The organism is Bradyrhizobium sp. WSM4874 (assembly GCF_055811835.1).
Genome location: NZ_JBVVPR010000051.1, coordinates 21,088 through 36,921, shown reverse-complemented (window position 1 = coordinate 36,921; position 15,834 = coordinate 21,088). Strand labels below are relative to the sequence as shown.

General features: G+C 62.5%; 16 protein-coding genes and 1 pseudogene. 10 read left to right on the top strand and 7 right to left on the bottom strand.

Translation table 11 applies throughout. The features are described from left to right. Position 1: 1 nt before the first annotated feature. The 3 genes from AC0L3P_RS33895 to AC0L3P_RS33885 all read left to right on the top strand — a co-directional run bounded on the left by AC0L3P_RS33895 (position 2) and on the right by AC0L3P_RS33885 (position 3,369). The gene (locus AC0L3P_RS33895; protein WP_473308625.1) at positions 2-1,075 is read left to right on the top strand and encodes a branched-chain amino acid ABC transporter permease; all 1,074 of its coding nucleotides are present in this window, start codon (positions 2-4) and stop codon (positions 1,073-1,075) included. A gap of 46 nt (positions 1,076-1,121) precedes the next feature. Continuing rightward, complete coding sequence (locus AC0L3P_RS33890; RefSeq protein WP_473308624.1) at positions 1,122-2,405, top strand: ABC transporter substrate-binding protein; 1,284 nt, start codon at positions 1,122-1,124, stop codon at positions 2,403-2,405. Between the two features lie 124 nt (positions 2,406-2,529). After that, positions 2,530-3,369, top strand: a complete 840-nt coding sequence (locus AC0L3P_RS33885) for an ABC transporter ATP-binding protein (protein WP_473308623.1) — start codon at positions 2,530-2,532, stop codon at positions 3,367-3,369. Here AC0L3P_RS33885 and AC0L3P_RS33880 read toward each other — a convergent pair. Continuing rightward, positions 3,366-4,520 (bottom strand): AGE family epimerase/isomerase, encoded by a 1,155-nt coding sequence (locus AC0L3P_RS33880; protein WP_473308622.1) that lies wholly within the window; start codon positions 4,518-4,520, stop codon positions 3,366-3,368. The two genes, AC0L3P_RS33885 and AC0L3P_RS33880, sit on opposite strands and share 4 nt — an antisense overlap. A gap of 86 nt (positions 4,521-4,606) precedes the next feature. Here AC0L3P_RS33880 and AC0L3P_RS33875 point away from each other — a divergent pair, with 86 nt between their 5' ends. The 5 genes from AC0L3P_RS33875 to AC0L3P_RS33855 all read left to right on the top strand — a co-directional run bounded on the left by AC0L3P_RS33875 (position 4,607) and on the right by AC0L3P_RS33855 (position 9,789). After that, positions 4,607-5,830 carry a phenylacetate--CoA ligase family protein gene (locus AC0L3P_RS33875; RefSeq protein ID WP_473308621.1) on the top strand — a complete coding sequence of 408 codons (1,224 nt, stop codon included), beginning with the start codon at positions 4,607-4,609 and terminating at the stop codon, positions 5,828-5,830. A gap of 1,034 nt (positions 5,831-6,864) precedes the next feature. After that, positions 6,865-7,155, top strand: a complete 291-nt coding sequence (locus AC0L3P_RS33870) for a ParB N-terminal domain-containing protein (protein WP_473308620.1) — start codon at positions 6,865-6,867, stop codon at positions 7,153-7,155. Between the two features lie 299 nt (positions 7,156-7,454). Continuing rightward, entirely contained in the window at positions 7,455-7,784 is a 330-nt protein-coding gene (locus AC0L3P_RS33865) for a hypothetical protein (RefSeq protein ID WP_473308619.1), read from the top strand. Between the two features lie 189 nt (positions 7,785-7,973). After that, complete coding sequence (locus AC0L3P_RS33860) at positions 7,974-8,513, top strand: ATP dependent DNA ligase (protein WP_473308618.1); 540 nt, start codon at positions 7,974-7,976, stop codon at positions 8,511-8,513. Between the two features lie 166 nt (positions 8,514-8,679). Further along, complete coding sequence (locus AC0L3P_RS33855) at positions 8,680-9,789, top strand: acyltransferase family protein (RefSeq protein WP_473308617.1); 1,110 nt, start codon at positions 8,680-8,682, stop codon at positions 9,787-9,789. 62 nt (positions 9,790-9,851) lie between these two features. Here the strand turns inward: AC0L3P_RS33855 and AC0L3P_RS33850 are convergent, their stop codons facing one another. The 6 genes from AC0L3P_RS33850 to AC0L3P_RS33825 all read right to left on the bottom strand — a co-directional run bounded on the left by AC0L3P_RS33850 (position 9,852) and on the right by AC0L3P_RS33825 (position 13,415). Beyond that, the gene (locus AC0L3P_RS33850) at positions 9,852-9,989 is read right to left on the bottom strand and encodes a hypothetical protein (protein WP_473308616.1); all 138 of its coding nucleotides are present in this window, start codon (positions 9,987-9,989) and stop codon (positions 9,852-9,854) included. A gap of 295 nt (positions 9,990-10,284) precedes the next feature. Next, positions 10,285-10,467: a hypothetical protein gene (locus AC0L3P_RS33845; protein ID WP_473308615.1), complete on the bottom strand. Its 183-nt coding sequence runs from the start codon at positions 10,465-10,467 to the stop codon at positions 10,285-10,287. Beyond that, positions 10,452-10,877 (bottom strand): hypothetical protein, encoded by a 426-nt coding sequence (locus AC0L3P_RS33840; RefSeq protein WP_473308614.1) that lies wholly within the window; start codon positions 10,875-10,877, stop codon positions 10,452-10,454. Before AC0L3P_RS33840 ends, AC0L3P_RS33845 begins: the two co-directional genes overlap by 16 nt. Before the next feature lie 247 nt (positions 10,878-11,124). Continuing rightward, positions 11,125-11,511, bottom strand: coding sequence for a hypothetical protein (locus AC0L3P_RS33835; RefSeq protein WP_473308613.1), 387 nt, complete (start codon positions 11,509-11,511; stop codon positions 11,125-11,127). A 65-nt stretch (positions 11,512-11,576) separates the two neighbouring features. Beyond that, entirely contained in the window at positions 11,577-11,906 is a 330-nt protein-coding gene (locus AC0L3P_RS33830; protein WP_473308612.1) for a hypothetical protein, read from the bottom strand. Between the two features lie 1,179 nt (positions 11,907-13,085). Beyond that, positions 13,086-13,415 (bottom strand): HAD hydrolase-like protein, encoded by a 330-nt coding sequence (locus tag AC0L3P_RS33825; RefSeq protein ID WP_473308611.1) that lies wholly within the window; start codon positions 13,413-13,415, stop codon positions 13,086-13,088. A gap of 202 nt (positions 13,416-13,617) precedes the next feature. Between AC0L3P_RS33825 and AC0L3P_RS33820 the strand changes: the two are divergent. Beyond that, positions 13,618-13,878: pseudogene (locus AC0L3P_RS33820) on the top strand (hypothetical protein); the annotation flags it as partial. Positions 13,879-14,271: 393 nt separating this feature from the next. Continuing rightward, positions 14,272-15,816, top strand: coding sequence for a GHMP family kinase ATP-binding protein (locus AC0L3P_RS33815; protein ID WP_473308610.1), 1,545 nt, complete (start codon positions 14,272-14,274; stop codon positions 15,814-15,816). Positions 15,817-15,834: the final 18 nt, after the last annotated feature.

The following is a 15,834-nucleotide window of genomic DNA, read 5'->3' as shown; positions in this document are numbered from 1 at the left end:
CATGGCCGGCCCCGCGCTCATCCCTGCTGGTGATTTCCGCACCTCTTACGCGGCCGACACCACGATCTTTCCGACCACGACCAGCCGCAATTTTGCGATCGCCGGCGTAGTACTGCTCTGCCTCGTGCCGCAATTCCTTGGCGGGTACTGGCTCAGCATCCTGATTCAGATCGGCATCTTTTCCATCGCGGCCCTCGGGCTGAACATCCTGGTTGGCTTCACCGGCCAGATTTCAATTGGCCATGCCGCGTTCTTCCTGCTCGGCGCGTTCACGTCTGCCTACATCTCTAACGGCACATCGATCCCGGTGTTCTTCGCGATCCCCCTCGCGGGCGTCGTCACTGCGCTGGTCGGGCTGATCTTCGGCATCCCGGCGGCGCGGCTGAAGGGGCTCTACCTCGTGATCGCCACGCTCGCCGCGCAATATATCCTGCTCGACTTCTTCTCCCGCGCGGAGTGGTTCACCGGCGGCTCGGTGCCGGCCAGCGCCAATCCGTTCTCGATCTTCGGCTACACGCTGCGCGGCGACAGGCAATATTTCTACGTCGTACTCGCCTACGTAGTTGCAAGCTACGTCCTCGTCACCAATCTGATGCGCACCCGCGACGGCCGCGCGCTGGTGGCGATCCGCGACCATTATCTCTCCGCGGAGATCATGGGCATCAATCTCACCAAGTACCGCACGCTGTCATTTGGGCTCGCGGCGTTCTTCGCCGGCATCGCCGGCGCGCTCTACGCGCACTACCAGCTCGTGGTGTCGCAAGAGGGTTTCGGCATCGAACGCTCGATCCTGTTCCTCGCCATGATCATTATCGGCGGCACCGGTTCGATCATGGGCACGCTGATGGGCACCGCGTTCGTGGTGCTGCTGCCCGAGACGATGGAGTTCCTCAGCGTGACGCTGAAGGGCGGCGCGATCGACAAGGCGCTGTCGCTCAACAACAACATCACCTTCCTGCGCGAGATCGCGATCGGGGTGATCATCATCGCGTTCCTGATGTTCGAGCCGGACGGGCTCGCCCATCGCTGGCGACAGATCAAGGCGTATTGGAAACTCTACCCGTTCTCCCATTGAGCGCGGGCAACTCTCTAACCAACAAATAAACAGGAGGAGGCAACCAATGAAGACAAAATCCCTTTTGAGCACCGCATCGCTTGCACTGGCGATCGCCGCATTCTCGTCAGGCGCGCAGGCGCAGATCGCAATCGGGCATCTCGCCGATTATTCCGGCGGCACGTCCGACGTCGGCACGCCCTACGGCCAGGCCGTCGCCGACACCTTCGCCTGGGTCAACAAGAACGGCGGCGTTGGCGGCAAGCAGATCAACGTCGACACCAACGACTATGGCTACCAGGTGCCGCGCGCCATCGCGCTCTACAAGAAGTGGTCGGCGCCGGACTCCAAAGTCGCGGCGATCATGGGCTGGGGCACGGCAGACACCGAGGCGCTGACCGGCTTCCTCGCACAAGATAAAATCCCCGACCTCTCCGGCTCCTACGCCGCCGCCCTCACCGATCCCGAAGGCGTCAGCGGCAAGGCCAAGCCCGCGCCGTATAATTTCTTCTACGGTCCGAGCTATTCGGACTCGCTGCGCGCGATGCTGATGTGGGCAGCCGAAGACTGGAAGGCCAAAAGCAAGTCCGGCAAGCCGAAGTTCGTCCACATGGGGGCCAACCACCCCTATCCGAACGCGCCGAAGGCCGCCGGCGAAGCGATGGCGCAGGAGCTCGGCTTCGAGGTGCTGCCGCCGCTGGTCTTCGCGCTCGCGCCGGGTGACTACAGCGCGCAGTGCCTGAGCCTGAAATCCTCAGGCGCCAACTACGCCTATCTCGGCAACACCGCCGCGTCCAACATCTCGGTGATGAAGGCCTGCAAGACCGCCGGCGTCGACATCCAGTTCATGGGCAATGTCTGGGGCATGGACGAGAATGCCGCCAAGACCGCGGGCGACGCCGCCGACGGCGTGATCTTCCCGCTGCGCACCGCTGTAAGCTGGGGCGGCGATGCGCCCGGCATGAAGACGGTGATGGAGATCTCGAAGATGTCCGATCCTACCGGCAAGGTCTATCGCCCGGTGCACTACATCGCGGCCGTCTGCTCGGCGCTTTACATGAAGGAAGCGATCGATTGGGCCGCCAAGAACGGCGGCGCCACCGGCGAGAACGTCGCCAAGGGCTTCTACCAGAAGAAGGACTGGGTGCCATCAGGCATGGAAGGCGTCTGCAATGCCTCGACCTGGACCGACAAGGACCACCGCGGCACGCTGAAGGTCGATCTCTACCGCACCAAGATTGCGGGCGCGACCGACGGCGACCTCAACGACCTCATGGCTAAGGGCGCGATCAAGCTCGAGAAGGTCAAGACTGTCGAGCTTCCGCGCAAGCCGGAATTGCTGGGCTGGTAACCACAACATCGGACGTCATGGCCGGGCTTGTCCCGGCCATCCGCGCCTGACCACTCGGACGAAGTACGTGGATGCCCGGGCCAAGCCCGGGCACGACGAGCACAGCAAATTGGCGGCAACTGATATGACCGACACCCTCGAAGCAGCTCGCCCCTCCCCCGGCGTCGTACCCGCACCGCCTCTCCTCGGCGTGCGCAACATCGAGGTCGTCTACGACGACGTCATCTTGGTGCTGCGCGGTCTCAGCCTCGACGTGCCCAAGGGCGCGATCGTGGCGCTGCTCGGCGCCAACGGCGCCGGCAAGTCGACGACGCTGAAGGCGATCTCCGGGCTGCTCAAGACCGAGGACGGCGAAGTCACGCGCGGCGAGATCCTGTTCGAGGGCGAGCGCATCAACGGCATCGATCCCGACAAGATCGTCCGTCGCGGCATCTTCCAGGTGATGGAGGGCCGGCGCATCGTTGCCGACATGACCTCGCTGGAAAACCTCAAGCTCGGCGCCTTCACCCGCAGGGACCGCGAGATCGGCGCCGATCTCGACATGGTCTTCAACTACTTCCCGCGCCTCAAGGAGCGCACCGGGTTGGCGGGTTATCTCTCCGGCGGCGAGCAGCAGATGCTCGCGATCGGTCGCGCGCTGATGGCGCGCCCGAAGATGATCCTGATGGACGAGCCCTCGATGGGCCTGTCGCCGCTGCTGGTGAAAGAGGTGTTCTCGATCATCCAGAAGATCAACCGTGACCTCGGCGTCACCATTCTCCTCGTCGAGCAGAACGCCCGCGCCGCGCTGTCGGTGGCAAGCCACGGCTACATCATGGAGCAGGGCAAGGTCGTGCTCGACGGCACCGCGGACGAATTGCGCGACAACGAGGACGTCAAGGAATTCTACCTCGGCGGCGCCGGCGACCAGCGCAAAAGCTTCAAGAACCTCAAGAGCTTCAAGCGGCGCAAGCGCTGGCTTTAACCTTCCAGCACCTGCTCCGCTTCCGTGACTGCGCAGAGAACATGATAGAACGACGACGCAGGAATGGTGTCGATCAGCGATTTGCCGTCGCGGTCGAACTGGTCGTACCAGCCGCCCCGCACGGGATGGCTGAGATAATGGCGTTCGAGCCGCGCCAGCGCCATGCGCGCCTCGTCCGCCGCGCCCTCCTCGCCGGATTCGGCCTGCGCGATCCGCGCCTTCGCGATCTCGGTCTGCGGCCACAGCCGGCGCGTGTTGCGGCGAATGTTGCCGGCGTCGTCACCCTCGTCGACCAGACAGCCGGTGGCTTCATCGCGATAGCGCAGCGCGGTTTCCAGCAGCTCGGCGCGCCGCTGTCCGGTCGGGCAGCCCGTGATGCGTTCGAATCCCTTCAGCAGCCAGACCCATTCCGCCTGATGGCCGGGCTCGACGCTGACCGGCGCGATCTTCGACCAGTCCTCTTCGAAATATTCGCCGAGCGCGCGCGTCCGCTTGTCGTAGAGATTGGCGAGGAACAGCGCGAAGAACTCGCCGGCACGGTTCTGGAACGACAAATCGTGGGTCGCGTCGAAGCACGCGATCATCGCCTCGAACAGATGCATGTGCGGGTTCTGCCGGCGCGGCAGCGAGACCGGAAGGCTCTCGTGGACGCCGCCGTGCGGCGAGCGCAGATGGCCGTCGAGGAAGGCGAGCAGCGCGTCGATCTCGGCGCGAATTTGTGCGTCCTGGTCGAGCGCATAGACGGTCGCGAGCGCAAACAGGATGAAGGCGTGGTCGTAGGCATCGCGCCGGCCGTCCAGCACCGCGCCCTCCGGCGTCAGCCGGTGCACGTAGCCGGGCCGGCCGTCGGGGGCCTTTGCCTTGGCGAGCAGATGCTCCAGCCCCTTGAGCGCGATGGCGCGCCCCTCAGGGTACCAGCCCATCTGCGCGGCCTTGGCATAGCACCAGATCTGGCGGGCCTGCACGAACACGCGTCGCGGCGCGATCACGTCCGCCGTGCCGTCGCGGTGCAGCCGATCGATGAAACCACCCGCGCCATGGTCCCAACCGACCGTCGACCACAGCGGCAGCGCCTCGTCGATCATGCGGCGCTTCAGGCGCGCGACGACGTCCGCCGCCTCGTCCGCCGCACTGATTCCCTCGTCCGCCATCGCGTCCCCTTCAAACCTCGCCCATGGCCGTCTGATACCCATGCCGGCGGCGGCACGCAACGGATGCCAACCCGGAAAGATCAGCCATGACCGCCCATTACGACGCCCTCGAGACGCGCGAACAAGCCGCGCGCGAGGCCGATCTGTTCGCCCGCCTGCCCGGCGTGCTGCGCTGTGCGATGACCGCGCCCGTCTATGCAGATCGCCTGAAAGGCGTGGATCCGGCGACCGTGACCTCCAGGGCGGCCCTGGCGGGCCTGCCGGTGCTGCGCAAGTCGGAACTGCCGGCCCTGCACAAGGCCTCGACGCCCTTCGGAGGGTTGGTCGCGGCGGCGCCCGGTTCGTTCGCCCGTCTCTTCACCTCCCCAGGGCCGATTTTCGAGCCGGAGGGGCGGCAAGCCGACCCCTGGCGCGGCGCACGGGCGCTGTTCGCGGCCGGGTTCCGACCTGATGACATCGTGCTCAACACCTTCAGCTACCATCTCACCCCCGGCGGCTTCATCTTCGATGCGTCGGCGCGCGCGCTCGGTTGCGCCGTGATCCCCGCAGGTCCAGGAAATACCGAGCAGCAATTCGAGCTGATCGAGGCCTACCGTCCTGTCGGCTACAGCGGCACGCCGGACTTCCTCAAGATCTTGCTCGATGCTGCCGCAAGCTCCGGCCGCGACGTCTCGTCGATCAAGCGCGCGCTGGTCTCGGGCGCAGCATTCCCACCCTCGCTCCAGGCGGAGATCAAGGCGCGCGGCATCGAGGCCTACCAGGCCTTCGGCACCGCCGATCTCGGCCTCATCGCCTTCGAGACCGTGGCGCGCGACGGCATGGTCGTGAATGAGGATCTGATCATGGAGATCGTCAAGCCCGGTACCGGCGATCCCGTGGCGCCCGGCGACGTCGGCGAGATCGTCGTGACCTCGCTCGACCCGCACCATCCCTGGATCCGGCTCGCGCTCGGCGATCTCACCGCGGCACTGCCGGGCACCAGCCCCTGTGGGCGCACCAACATGCGCATCAAGGGCTGGATGGGCCGCGCCGACCAGACCACCAAGATCAAGGGGATGTTCGTCCGCCCCGAGCAGGTCGCCGAGATCGGCAAGCGCCATTCCGCGCTCGGAAGATTGCGCCTCGTCGTCGCGCGCCAGGGCGAGGCCGATGCCATGACGCTGAAAGCGGAAACGGCTGCCGCGAACGACACGTTGCGCGAGGAGATTGCGGGCACCTTGCGCGCCGTGACGAAGCTCGGAGGCGAGGTTGAACTGGTGAGGCCCGGTGCGCTGCCGAACGACGGCAAGGTGATCGCGGACGAGCGGTGACACTGACCTCGTTCTGGTAACAGCGAATATTTCGCAACGCTGCGCCCTGTTCAAACGCTGCGCCCTGTTCAGGTGTAAATCAGCGCAAAAATCCCGGATATCCGAGGCTTACGCGCTTCTGGCGAGCAACGGGTGGAAAATAACAGGCAATTCCAGACCGCTATCAGGGAATGGCCTGGCAAAGAACAGCGAATTTGCCGAGCCGAAGCAGGGAAGCCGATCAGTGGTCCCAGCAAGTGCACGAGAACCATCTGATCTCCTGATCCGCCAGACCGTATGGACAGAGTGACACCAAGCTCGCCTGCATCGCTTCTTCGGGCACGCCAGCCAGCATCTTGTCACGCCCTTGTGATGAAATTCGAACACGCGATAGGAGGCCTCTACATTCGCCAATTGGACTCCCCCGCTACCCCCATAGCCCTATGAATCCGCAATATCGGATTTTGGGCGTTACCAACGCGGTGAGCCGCTCTCTGCTGAAGCACCCTCCTGGGCTAGCGTTTCTCCGGACCAGCGAACCTAAGGAGAAACGAACATGGGCGTCCGGTTTGATCAGCAGCGGCTTCAGGACGATCCGCCATGGCACGTCCGCCGCGCCCTCCCATCCACAAGCGCCGCGGTCGCCCACCTAACCATCCGGCACAGCAGGACTTTACGCTCGAGCAGATTGATAGGATCTATCCGTGGCTGTGCAGGCGGCTTAAGGCTGATCGGGCGGCGCAGGAGCGCACGGTCGAGCGAATCGCGCTCAGCGAGCGCGCTTACCGCCTGTTGGCATTTTGGGCGCGGAAGCGCTTGAAAAATGTAGATTGGACGACCCTCCGCAATAGCCACAGCTTTGGAAGGGCGGGCACCGTCACCCCGGAGAACGCTGCAGGGATTCGGAGGACTTCGAAGCGGAGATCGAGCGCCAGTATCCGCGGCCTTCCGATCCTGCACTGTAACCGCCAATTTCCGTGAGCGAATCCGAGGCCTGATCTGCAAAACCTCTCCGGAGCAATTCGCCCTAGGCCAACTCAATCAGGAGAAAAGTTTTGCAGATCGAGCACCTGTCAATTGACGCGTCGAAGCCCTACGCCGGCAATGTCCGCACCCATTCGCCGAAGCAGATCAAGCAGATCGCGCAGAGCATCAAGCGGTTCAGCTTCACCAATCCAATTCTGATCGATGATGAAGGTCGGGTCATTGCGGGTCACGGAGACTTGCAGCCGCAAGCATGCTCAGTCGACGCCCCGATCAGCTTCTCATCGCGCGTCACCAACGCTGCGCAGCACTTAATCCAACGCCTTTGGCCCACGCCCCTTTTCCCCAACAGCAAAACCTGAGGACCCTGAAGCCCCGTTGAATGCTGGCTTGCTCTCCTGCTGCGAGTCACTTTCGATGAGTAAAGCTTTCGGTAACCAAACAGTTCGTTTCGAGGCAGTCAGCGAACTGCACACACGCTGCTCATACACCTTTGCATCCCTTGTCGCCCACCATCCATATCCCTTAAAACATAGAGCTTTTTGCTTTCGATCGTTTCGAGCGATCGGCAGTTATGGGCACCTGAGTGCAGAAAAGTAGCAACACGCGGGGAAAATCCGGGGATTTCGTTCCTGCGCTGTTCATGGGTAAAATTCCCAGCATGACCGACGACCTCACCATGCGTCGGACCGTGATCGGCGGCGAAACCGCATCCGGCCATTACGAGGTGATCTGGGACGAGCTGTCGATCGGGCGGATCTTCCGTGGCGTCGGCGGCATCGACGGCTGGTCGTGGGCGGTCATCCTGCCGAACGTCCCCCAGCGCAACGAGCACCGCGGCGGCGCCCGCAGCCTCACCGAAGCTAAAGCCCGGTTCCGAACCGCCTGGGAGGATCTGCACGGGCAAATCGGCTACGACCAGATCCAGATGGCGCGCGAGATCCAGGGCCGGCGCCGGCCGTGGCACAAGGCCGGAACGAATCGTCCCTGAAGGACTCGAATCCACGTCTGTGTTGCGTGGAGTTGGTCGGTGGCGTTGCGGCGCGGAAAGCGGACCGAGATCGGGACCAAGGCGCCCTTCCCGGGCTTCATCGAGCCGGTGCTTGCAGGTCGACCGGGTCCCGCGCGGCGACTTCGCAGATCTGCAGAAGAGTCTCGCCGGCAACGCCACAAATATCGGATGATCGCCTTCGACCTGCTCTATCTTGAAGGCCGGGACCTGCGCTGCCTGCCGCTGCTGGAGCGCAAGGCGGCACTGAAAGCGCTGATATCAGGAACGCCGATTGCCTACAGCGAGCATTTCGACATTGGCGGAGACGAGCTTCTTCGGCGCGTCTGCAAAGGCGAGCTCGAGGGCGTCGTCTCCAAGATCACCGACTCGCCCTATGGCGGCGTGCGCGGCAATTACTGGGTCAAGACGACGTGCGCGCATCGCGAGACGCTGGCGATCGCCGGCTTCAAGATCAAGGACAACCGCTTCGACGTCATCTATGTCGGCCGGCAGGACGGCGACGAGTTGCTCTATGCCGGCAAGGTCGAGCACGGCTTCGAGGACGCGGCCGTGAGGGAGCTGCAGCGCCGGCTGCAGAAGCTGGTGCGCAAGACGCAGCCGTTCGCCAGGCGCATCCCCAATACGGGCATCTGGGTCGAGCCACGCCTTGCTGCGGAGTCGAGTATCGCGCCAAATCGGCCAACGGCCGCCTGCGGCATCCGACGTTAAAGGGCCTGCGCGAGGATCTGTAACCATGGCGCAGCTGACACCCGCAGAGCAGATCGAGCAGAGCTACGACCTCGCCATGATGGCGCTGGCCGACTACCTCACGCGCGAGAGCGATGCCAAGGCCACCATTGGCGGTTGACACAACCAGGGCCCGCTGTTTTAACTCGTGGCCTTGGGGGAAAACCATTTGAAATCCGAAAGATCAGTTGGAATCGATTGCCTCCGCGCAATCGCCATCATCTGGGTGCTGCTTTATCATTTCGTCCCGTTGCAGGTCTTTAACCGCGGCACTTTCGGCGTCCTGCTGTTCTTCATCATCAGTGGCTATTGCATCGCGTTCAGTGTCGAAACGTCAGAAACAGCCTGGCACTTCTACGCGAAGCGGCTCGGCCGCCTGGTGCCGGGCCTGGTCTTCTGCGGGTTGCTGACGACGCTGTTCAAATATTTTGCACCTGACCTCGTCGAGGCCGGGCGCGGGATGAACTGGCTGTCTTACTTCTACATGCCATTCGGGCTTGCGACGCTTAACATTCTCCAAAAGAACTACGTGCTGCCGGACGGCGCCTACTGGTCCCTGGTGGTGGAGTTCCAGTTTTACGTCTTCTGCTTCCTGATGATGGCAATCGGCCTGCGGCAGCGATTGATCGCGCTCCTCTGCGCGTTCGTCGCCTTTCGCACGGTCACCACCAGCACCGACTATTATACCAATAACGATTTCTTCCCTTTCTTCATTGCCGGCATGAGCGTGGCGGCGCTCATCAGAGGGCGCACCGTGGAAGGCATCGCGGGGATCGTGGTGGCGTTTTCAGTTGAGCTTTATCATCTGAAATTCCACGTCAAACAGCCTTCAGTTCCGATCGAGATGTATCGATCGCTGTTACTGTGGACGGGCACGGCGCTGGTCTACCTCACCGCGCGGTATGACTACCTCTTGCCGCGCGCCTTCCGCGCGCTCGCTTTCATCGGCGTTATCAGCTATCCGCTTTACCTAATCCATCAGGATGTCGGGATGATGATCCTGCAATGGGCGCATGTCGGCCGTGAGTCCACGACCGACCTGCTCATTCGGGCTTTCGTGCTGCCGGCGTTCCTCGCCGGCATCGCCTGGCTGGTCTACGTCGTCGTCGAGAAGCCAACGATGAAGCCGCTGACAGCCTTCCTGACCAATCCGCTCGGTTTCTTACCGTACCGGACCGACGTCGGCTCGGCATCGACCGCTTCGCCGGCAGCTAGCAGCGTCTGCTCGGAACCTCGAATGTCCGAGCATGCACCATGAAAATCATTCTCGATTAGAACGTTTTTGCTTGCAGATCCGGTCGGGCGAACTGAAACTGTTCCTCACCTATGGTGTGCAAACCCCGCCGACGGCGCACAGGCCACGTGCCGGGACAGGTCGACCACGACCTTGACCTCGATGGCGACGAACACAAGACCGATCGCCGCCAGACACACGGCAAACCCCGTCCGCCAGTTCATGTCACGCTCTCCTCATTTGCAGTAGCGCTTAGCCAGCATGATCGAGAGCCGGCTGTGGCCGCGATCGCGCGCCAGCCTCTCCGCCGCGACTCTGCTGCCGCCGGCTTCCGCGACCAGCGCATGCGCGCCCGCGCAGAACGCCGGCAAGACGGCACACTGAAACCCCTCGGCCATCGCGATGTAGCGGGCCGCGAAGAAACAGGCATAGGGTCGACATGGCGCTGCGCGCCGGCGCGGCGACGCCGGCGGCGAGGATCGCCGCGAGCAGGAGAATCCGACGCATGGTTGGTCTGCCCTATTGCCCGCCGTTCCAGCGGCTATCGGTGAGCCGGTTGAGCGCGTTGAGAATGCCGCGATTCAACTCGACCAGCTGGTCTAGGTCACGGACGATGTCGAACGAATTGCCGTCGAGATGGCCGAGCTGCTTGTAGGCCTCCCAGCGCCAGCGCTTCTCCTGGTCGCTCATCTCGATGGGCACAGTGCGCGCGCCCTCGCCTTCGTCGCGCGTGCGCTGGTTGTCCTGCAGGTCCTTGCGGATTGCCCAGAAGCGCTGGCAGCCACCACCAGGCCGATGACGATGCCCTGCACCAATGGCCAGGGCCCCAGTGCCTTAAGAAGCTCTTCCACCACCCGATAAGCCGCGTCGAGCTCGCCCACCACCAACATCGTCCAGAACGGCACCCCGGGCGACATGAAGCCCTGCTCGATCGACATCTTGACCCCCGCCAGCTCGAACTGCACCCACATCACCGCGCAGGCCGCGGCCGTCACGGCGCGGATCATCGGGCCGACGCGGCGGCCGCGAACTTGGCGGCCGTTCAGCAGCAGCCCGGCCAGGCGCGCCCAGCCGATCGCGAACAGGCAGCACGCCGTGAACCAGGTCGTCATCACCAGCGTGATCCACTCGAACGCCCGAGGCGCGCAGGATCTGCGGCGAGACGAACATCGCCACCGCCAGCCACAGCATGGCGATGGTGATGAGCCATTCGAAACGGCGGCCCTCGAGGTAGTAGTTGAGCAGACGCATGGTCGCGCCCTCACGGCCGATAGATGCGGAAGTCGACGTCCCATAGCGGCGACGACACGCCGAAATTACCATGTCCGCCGCGATGGTGGCCCTGGTGCAGGCGCCGCATCATCGCGCCATAACGACCGAAGCGGTGGGCGGCGAAGTGGTGCATGCTAGATGGATCGTGCAGTAGACGAGATAGCCGAGCATCAGCCCGGCCGTCGTCGCACAGGCGATCGCGATGCCGGCCGTCGCGGCGCATGCGAGCCACGCGGCAGCGAACCGCCCGGCCGTGCCCCAGCTCGCCACTCCGATGAACGGCCTCGGCCGGCGATGATGCTCGTCATGCAGCGCGGTGGCGGACCGTGAAACAGGCCGCGGGTGAGTCCAGTATTCGGTGAAGGTCCAGGCGCCGGCGCCGGCCAGCAGCGTGCCCCGATCGCCACCCCGTCGAGCTCGAGCTGCAGCGCCAGCCAGATCTGTTTCGGGTAGCTTGATCCGCACATGGGTCATTCACGGCGGGCTCCGCCGGGCTAAGGACGTTAGCGGCCTCAGCGTCAACTGGCGTGTCCAGCAGATCAGCGCTTCGCCGCGTTACCAGCCAATTCCATCGCTAGGTCCAGAGCTGCAACTCCAATTTGATCTGAAGAATTAGATTTGCAGCGCCGGTCCATCCAAGCAACGATCGCGGAGAAATCGCCGCCCCCGACAATGTCCCTCTCGGCACTCACGTTTAGTCCGCTGACGAAGCCCACGACCGAGGATTGAAAGGCTGCCTTCACGACCAAGTTCTTCTTCCTATTCAGCCAAGCGGTACAAGATTGCGGGCCAGCACCCACGATCGTTGATCCGGCGTTCAGCGGCGTGGGCAAGAGTAGCATCATCACAATGGCAAGCGCTCGTTTCATCTCTCCCTCGATCAAACTTCCATGGAGGCTTTATCTGTTCAGTTTCTTATGCCAGCTTATCCGTTCCGTTTGCGCACTTTCCAGGACGAGAACTCACCGCAACGTCGCGAGAAACGCCGGAGTGGTCGCTCAGTTGCACCCTTTTGGTTTCCGGGGCTGCGAGAGTGCGGCACAGTCATGCGCCCTAAGCCGCAATTGCTCTCCGGCTGGTCAACTGCAGCTGATAGCGACACGCCCCCGCTTCCCAGCCACGCCAGCGCCGCGGAGCAAACGGCTGAAAGCAACGCGCTCCAGAACAAGAACCGTCCACGGGCGGCGCTGATCGAACGCAGATGCAAGAAAGCTCCGAGAAGCTTCCCGTAGTTCCTTCGGAATTCTCCATTAAGCTTGGCTATTTCCGGCAGATCGGACAAAGCATTGCATTCTTCGGACATTTGGCTGGACTCCATTTGCGATTGGACCAGCACCCCAAAAACCACTGTTTTGCCCGACGACGCAAGCTCTGATTCGGTTTTTCGATGTACCTGCGTATGGCGATGGGCACTCTACGCCGATCGACTATCTCAGGCTTGAATCCGGCCAGTGAGGAACCTCATCGGCTGGACGAGATCGACGCAAGCTCTGCCGCACCATTGCGTAGATTACAAACAGACAGATAGTGACCGCGACAGCCAGCAGCGGGAAAATGTAGTTCATGCAGCCTCCAAGACTTTGAAATACTAGCAGCCCGTCCAATCGGCGCGACGTTCTCCGGCCTGAGACCCCCGCCGTTGCCGCGAGAGGGCAGCCTTCTCATACCGTTCCAAGCTCGACAAATATCTCATTTGCTTTGGTTCCGCGCCCTCAATCACCGCCAAGATCAGAACTAACCTAAGAGCTCGCAGGCGATCCTGGCAACTCCTAGCTTGAGCCAGATCTTGAATTCGATTTCCATGCCCGTACCTTTGAAGTCTTCCGCAAGGACTGCATCGAAGCCAGAACCGGCGGGTTCGTCCCAACGAGATAAGCCATGCCTATAGGCGTTGCGGCTCGATGCTGCTTTGCCAGCGCTTGTTTGCGGCCCGGTGCTCCTCGCTGCGTTTGCGCGATTGGCTTCGATTTGTCGCTTTGACGCCAACTTGCCTCCTTGATTTCTCTACTTAGCAATCGAGCAATGCGTTTGTCGCGAAGACCACGGCCTCAATCCTCGGTTCCGGCTCCTCCGCGATGCGACGGATCCGGAGGATACGAGCGATCCGTCAACAACGGGGCAATGAACGTATGGAGGTTTGATCCATCAAACAGATAGGCTGCTATTCCGGCCGCTTGAGCCGCAGCAAGATCGCTCTGCTTGTCGCCGATCATGAAGCTAGCATCGATATCCGCCGAGTACCGCTCAAGGAGGGCTCTGATCATCCCCGGCTGCGGCTTACGACAGTAGCAGAGGACACGAAAACGCTCAACCAGACCATCGGGGTGCTGTGGGCAATTCGAACGCATCGATACGGGCACCAGCGATGGCAAGTTCACGCGACATCCATTCGTGCAGATTGCGCACATGCCGCTCCTCATAAAGCCCGCTCGCAATTCCTGATTGGTTGGTCGCTACAAATGCAAAACATCCTTGCGTCATTCACTGCTTTGACGGCCTCTTGGGCTCCTTCTACCACCGGATCTCCCGGGATCGAAAGCATAGCCGTCGTCCTCGTTGAGGACGCCATCACGATCGAGAGGCGAGACGCCTCTGCTCTTCAACATCGAAACGCCGCGACCAAGGCTGGAGGCCGTTAAGGTCGTCGATATGTCATCGTCGAATGCTTGGGGCGAGTTCGCTGCAACCTATCTCCGCACCAAGGATGCCCACGGGAAGCACGAGCTCTCTAAGGCTAAGTTGAAGAAGCTCGTGCCCGAGGATGCCAAGGAGGCAAGCGGGCACGGGATCAACGCCAAGGCTGGCTTTGGCCCAGGCCACAAGGTCGTCGCTATCCCCTAGGGTCGCCAGTTGGGCCAGGAGCCGCTCCGCGGAGATCGACGTCAGCGCTGTCACCGAATTGCACTGGGCGTCTGCGCAATCCATAAGCCCGGTACGGCTGAGACCCACCATAGTACCGCGGCCCACCGTATTGAGCCGGATAGTATCGCTGCCCGCCTCCTGGTCCTGGGGAGGCAGGTAGCCGTTCGGATAGCAAAAACCGTCTCGAGCACTCAGGTCCCAACCGTTTGCGCAAGGCGGCGGATTCCTCGGCACGCGGTACTGTACTTCGAGAGCGCGGCGGAGCCCACGGCTGGCGACGTCTGGCCTCCATAAAGAGCAAGTACTGCCGCAATCGTAGTAACCAACATCGTATTTTCTCCTGCGCAGCCAAAAGACAGCTGGGGGCGCTGAATGCAACATGAAAGTGGAAGACGTCGGCGGGCGGACTCCGTCAAATTCGTCGGAATTGGCGCCACCGGAACCTTGCATCGCCCGATCGGCTCCCGTATTAGCAGACGATCAGCGAACCGGGCATGCGCCTTTGTGGCCGAGAAAATTCGGCCCTCCCTGGACCCAAACGTGCTTGAACGATCCCTCGTCACCATCGCCGAGACCGAAACCATTGAGGAAGCCTTCCGGCGCCTCAATGCGAACATGCTCGGGATCCTGTTCGCGCAGGACGCGGGCGGACGGATCGTCGGCGCGGTGACTGACGGCGACATCCGCAGGCGCATGCTGACCGGCACTACGATTCAGGACAGGGTGGCTACCTGCATCAATCGCAACTTCGTCTGGGCGCGCAGCGGCGGGCCGCGCGAGCAAATCCTCAAGCTGCTCGACCAGCGCGTGCACGTGGTGCCCATCCTCGATAGCGAAGGACGGCTGGTCGACGTGTTCAGCCGCGAGCTGTTCAACTTGTCGGAAGAGAGCGAAGTCTTCGCGCGCGCGCGCTCGCCCGTGCGGATCAGCTTCTCCGGCGGCGGCACCGACCTGACGCATTATTTCGTGGCAAATGACGGCGGCGCGGTTATCAATGCCACGATCAAGATGTACGCTCACGCGACGCTGCGGCGGCGAAACGATCCCAGCATCCGGATCTATTCGCACGATTTCCGCCGCACGATCGAGGCCGACGATCTTGCAGACCTTGGCTCGGGCGGCGATCTCGCCCTGATTAAATCGGTCGTGCGCCTGATCAAGCCGACTTACGGTTTCGAGCTCGAAGTCTCCGCCGACTTCCCGGTCGGCTCCGGCCTCGGCGGCTCGGCAGTTGTCTCGTCTGCCATCATCGGCTGCTTCAACGAATTTCGCAGCGACCAGTGGGACCGCCACGAGATCGCGGAGATGGCGTTCCAGGCCGAGCGGCTGATGTTGAACATCCCCGGCGGCTGGCAGGATCAATACGCCACCGTGTTCGGCGGCTTCAATCACATGGAGTTCTTTTCCGACCAGAACACCATCGTGCCGCTTCGTCTGGATCCTAACATCATCGCCGAGCTCGAGGAGAGCTTGGTGCTCTGCTACACCGGCTCGGGCCGCGATTCCGGCGCCATCCACCGCGATCAGAAAGCCCAGCACGAGACCAGCGACGCCGTCGCTGCGGCCGCCAAGCAGAAGGAAGTGACGCGCGACATCCGGCGACATCTGCTGCGCGGCCAATTGCTGGAGTGCGGCCGGCTGATCGACGAAGCCTGGCACGCCAAGCGGAAGCTGAGCTCGAAGATCTCGTCGGACTCGATCGATGCGATCTACGATTTCGCGAAGCAGCACGGTGCGGTCGGCGGCAAGCTGCTGGGCGCCGGTGGCGGCGGCTATTTCATGTTCTTTGTGCGTCCGTTCGAACGCTACCAGCTCATTGCTGCACTGGAACAGCAGGGGCACAGCTGTTCGCGCATCATGTTCGAAGAAAACGGGCTGCGGACGTGGAAGTCGCGCTTTCCCGCGCGATTCGCCTGACGATATGAGATGAGAATG

What these genes read in the sequence shown, in the direction of transcription:
- AC0L3P_RS33895 (WP_473308625.1), top strand. Translation starts at nt 2, where the DNA reads ATGGCCGGCCCCGCGCTCATCCCTGCTGGTGATTTCCGCACCTCTTAC.
- AC0L3P_RS33890 (WP_473308624.1), top strand. Translation starts at nt 1,122, where the DNA reads ATGAAGACAAAATCCCTTTTGAGCACCGCATCGCTTGCACTGGCGATC.
- AC0L3P_RS33885 (WP_473308623.1), top strand. Translation starts at nt 2,530, where the DNA reads ATGACCGACACCCTCGAAGCAGCTCGCCCCTCCCCCGGCGTCGTACCC.
- AC0L3P_RS33880 (WP_473308622.1), bottom strand. Translation starts at nt 4,520, where the DNA reads ATGGCGGACGAGGGAATCAGTGCGGCGGACGAGGCGGCGGACGTCGTC.
- AC0L3P_RS33875 (WP_473308621.1), top strand. Translation starts at nt 4,607, where the DNA reads ATGACCGCCCATTACGACGCCCTCGAGACGCGCGAACAAGCCGCGCGC.
- AC0L3P_RS33865 (WP_473308619.1), top strand. Translation starts at nt 7,455, where the DNA reads ATGACCGACGACCTCACCATGCGTCGGACCGTGATCGGCGGCGAAACC.
- AC0L3P_RS33860 (WP_473308618.1), top strand. Translation starts at nt 7,974, where the DNA reads ATGATCGCCTTCGACCTGCTCTATCTTGAAGGCCGGGACCTGCGCTGC.
- AC0L3P_RS33850 (WP_473308616.1), bottom strand. Translation starts at nt 9,989, where the DNA reads ATGAACTGGCGGACGGGGTTTGCCGTGTGTCTGGCGGCGATCGGTCTT.
- AC0L3P_RS33840 (WP_473308614.1), bottom strand. Translation starts at nt 10,877, where the DNA reads ATGACGACCTGGTTCACGGCGTGCTGCCTGTTCGCGATCGGCTGGGCG.
- AC0L3P_RS33835 (WP_473308613.1), bottom strand. Translation starts at nt 11,511, where the DNA reads ATGACCCATGTGCGGATCAAGCTACCCGAAACAGATCTGGCTGGCGCT.
- AC0L3P_RS33830 (WP_473308612.1), bottom strand. Translation starts at nt 11,906, where the DNA reads ATGAAACGAGCGCTTGCCATTGTGATGATGCTACTCTTGCCCACGCCG.
- AC0L3P_RS33815 (WP_473308610.1), top strand. Translation starts at nt 14,272, where the DNA reads ATGCAACATGAAAGTGGAAGACGTCGGCGGGCGGACTCCGTCAAATTC.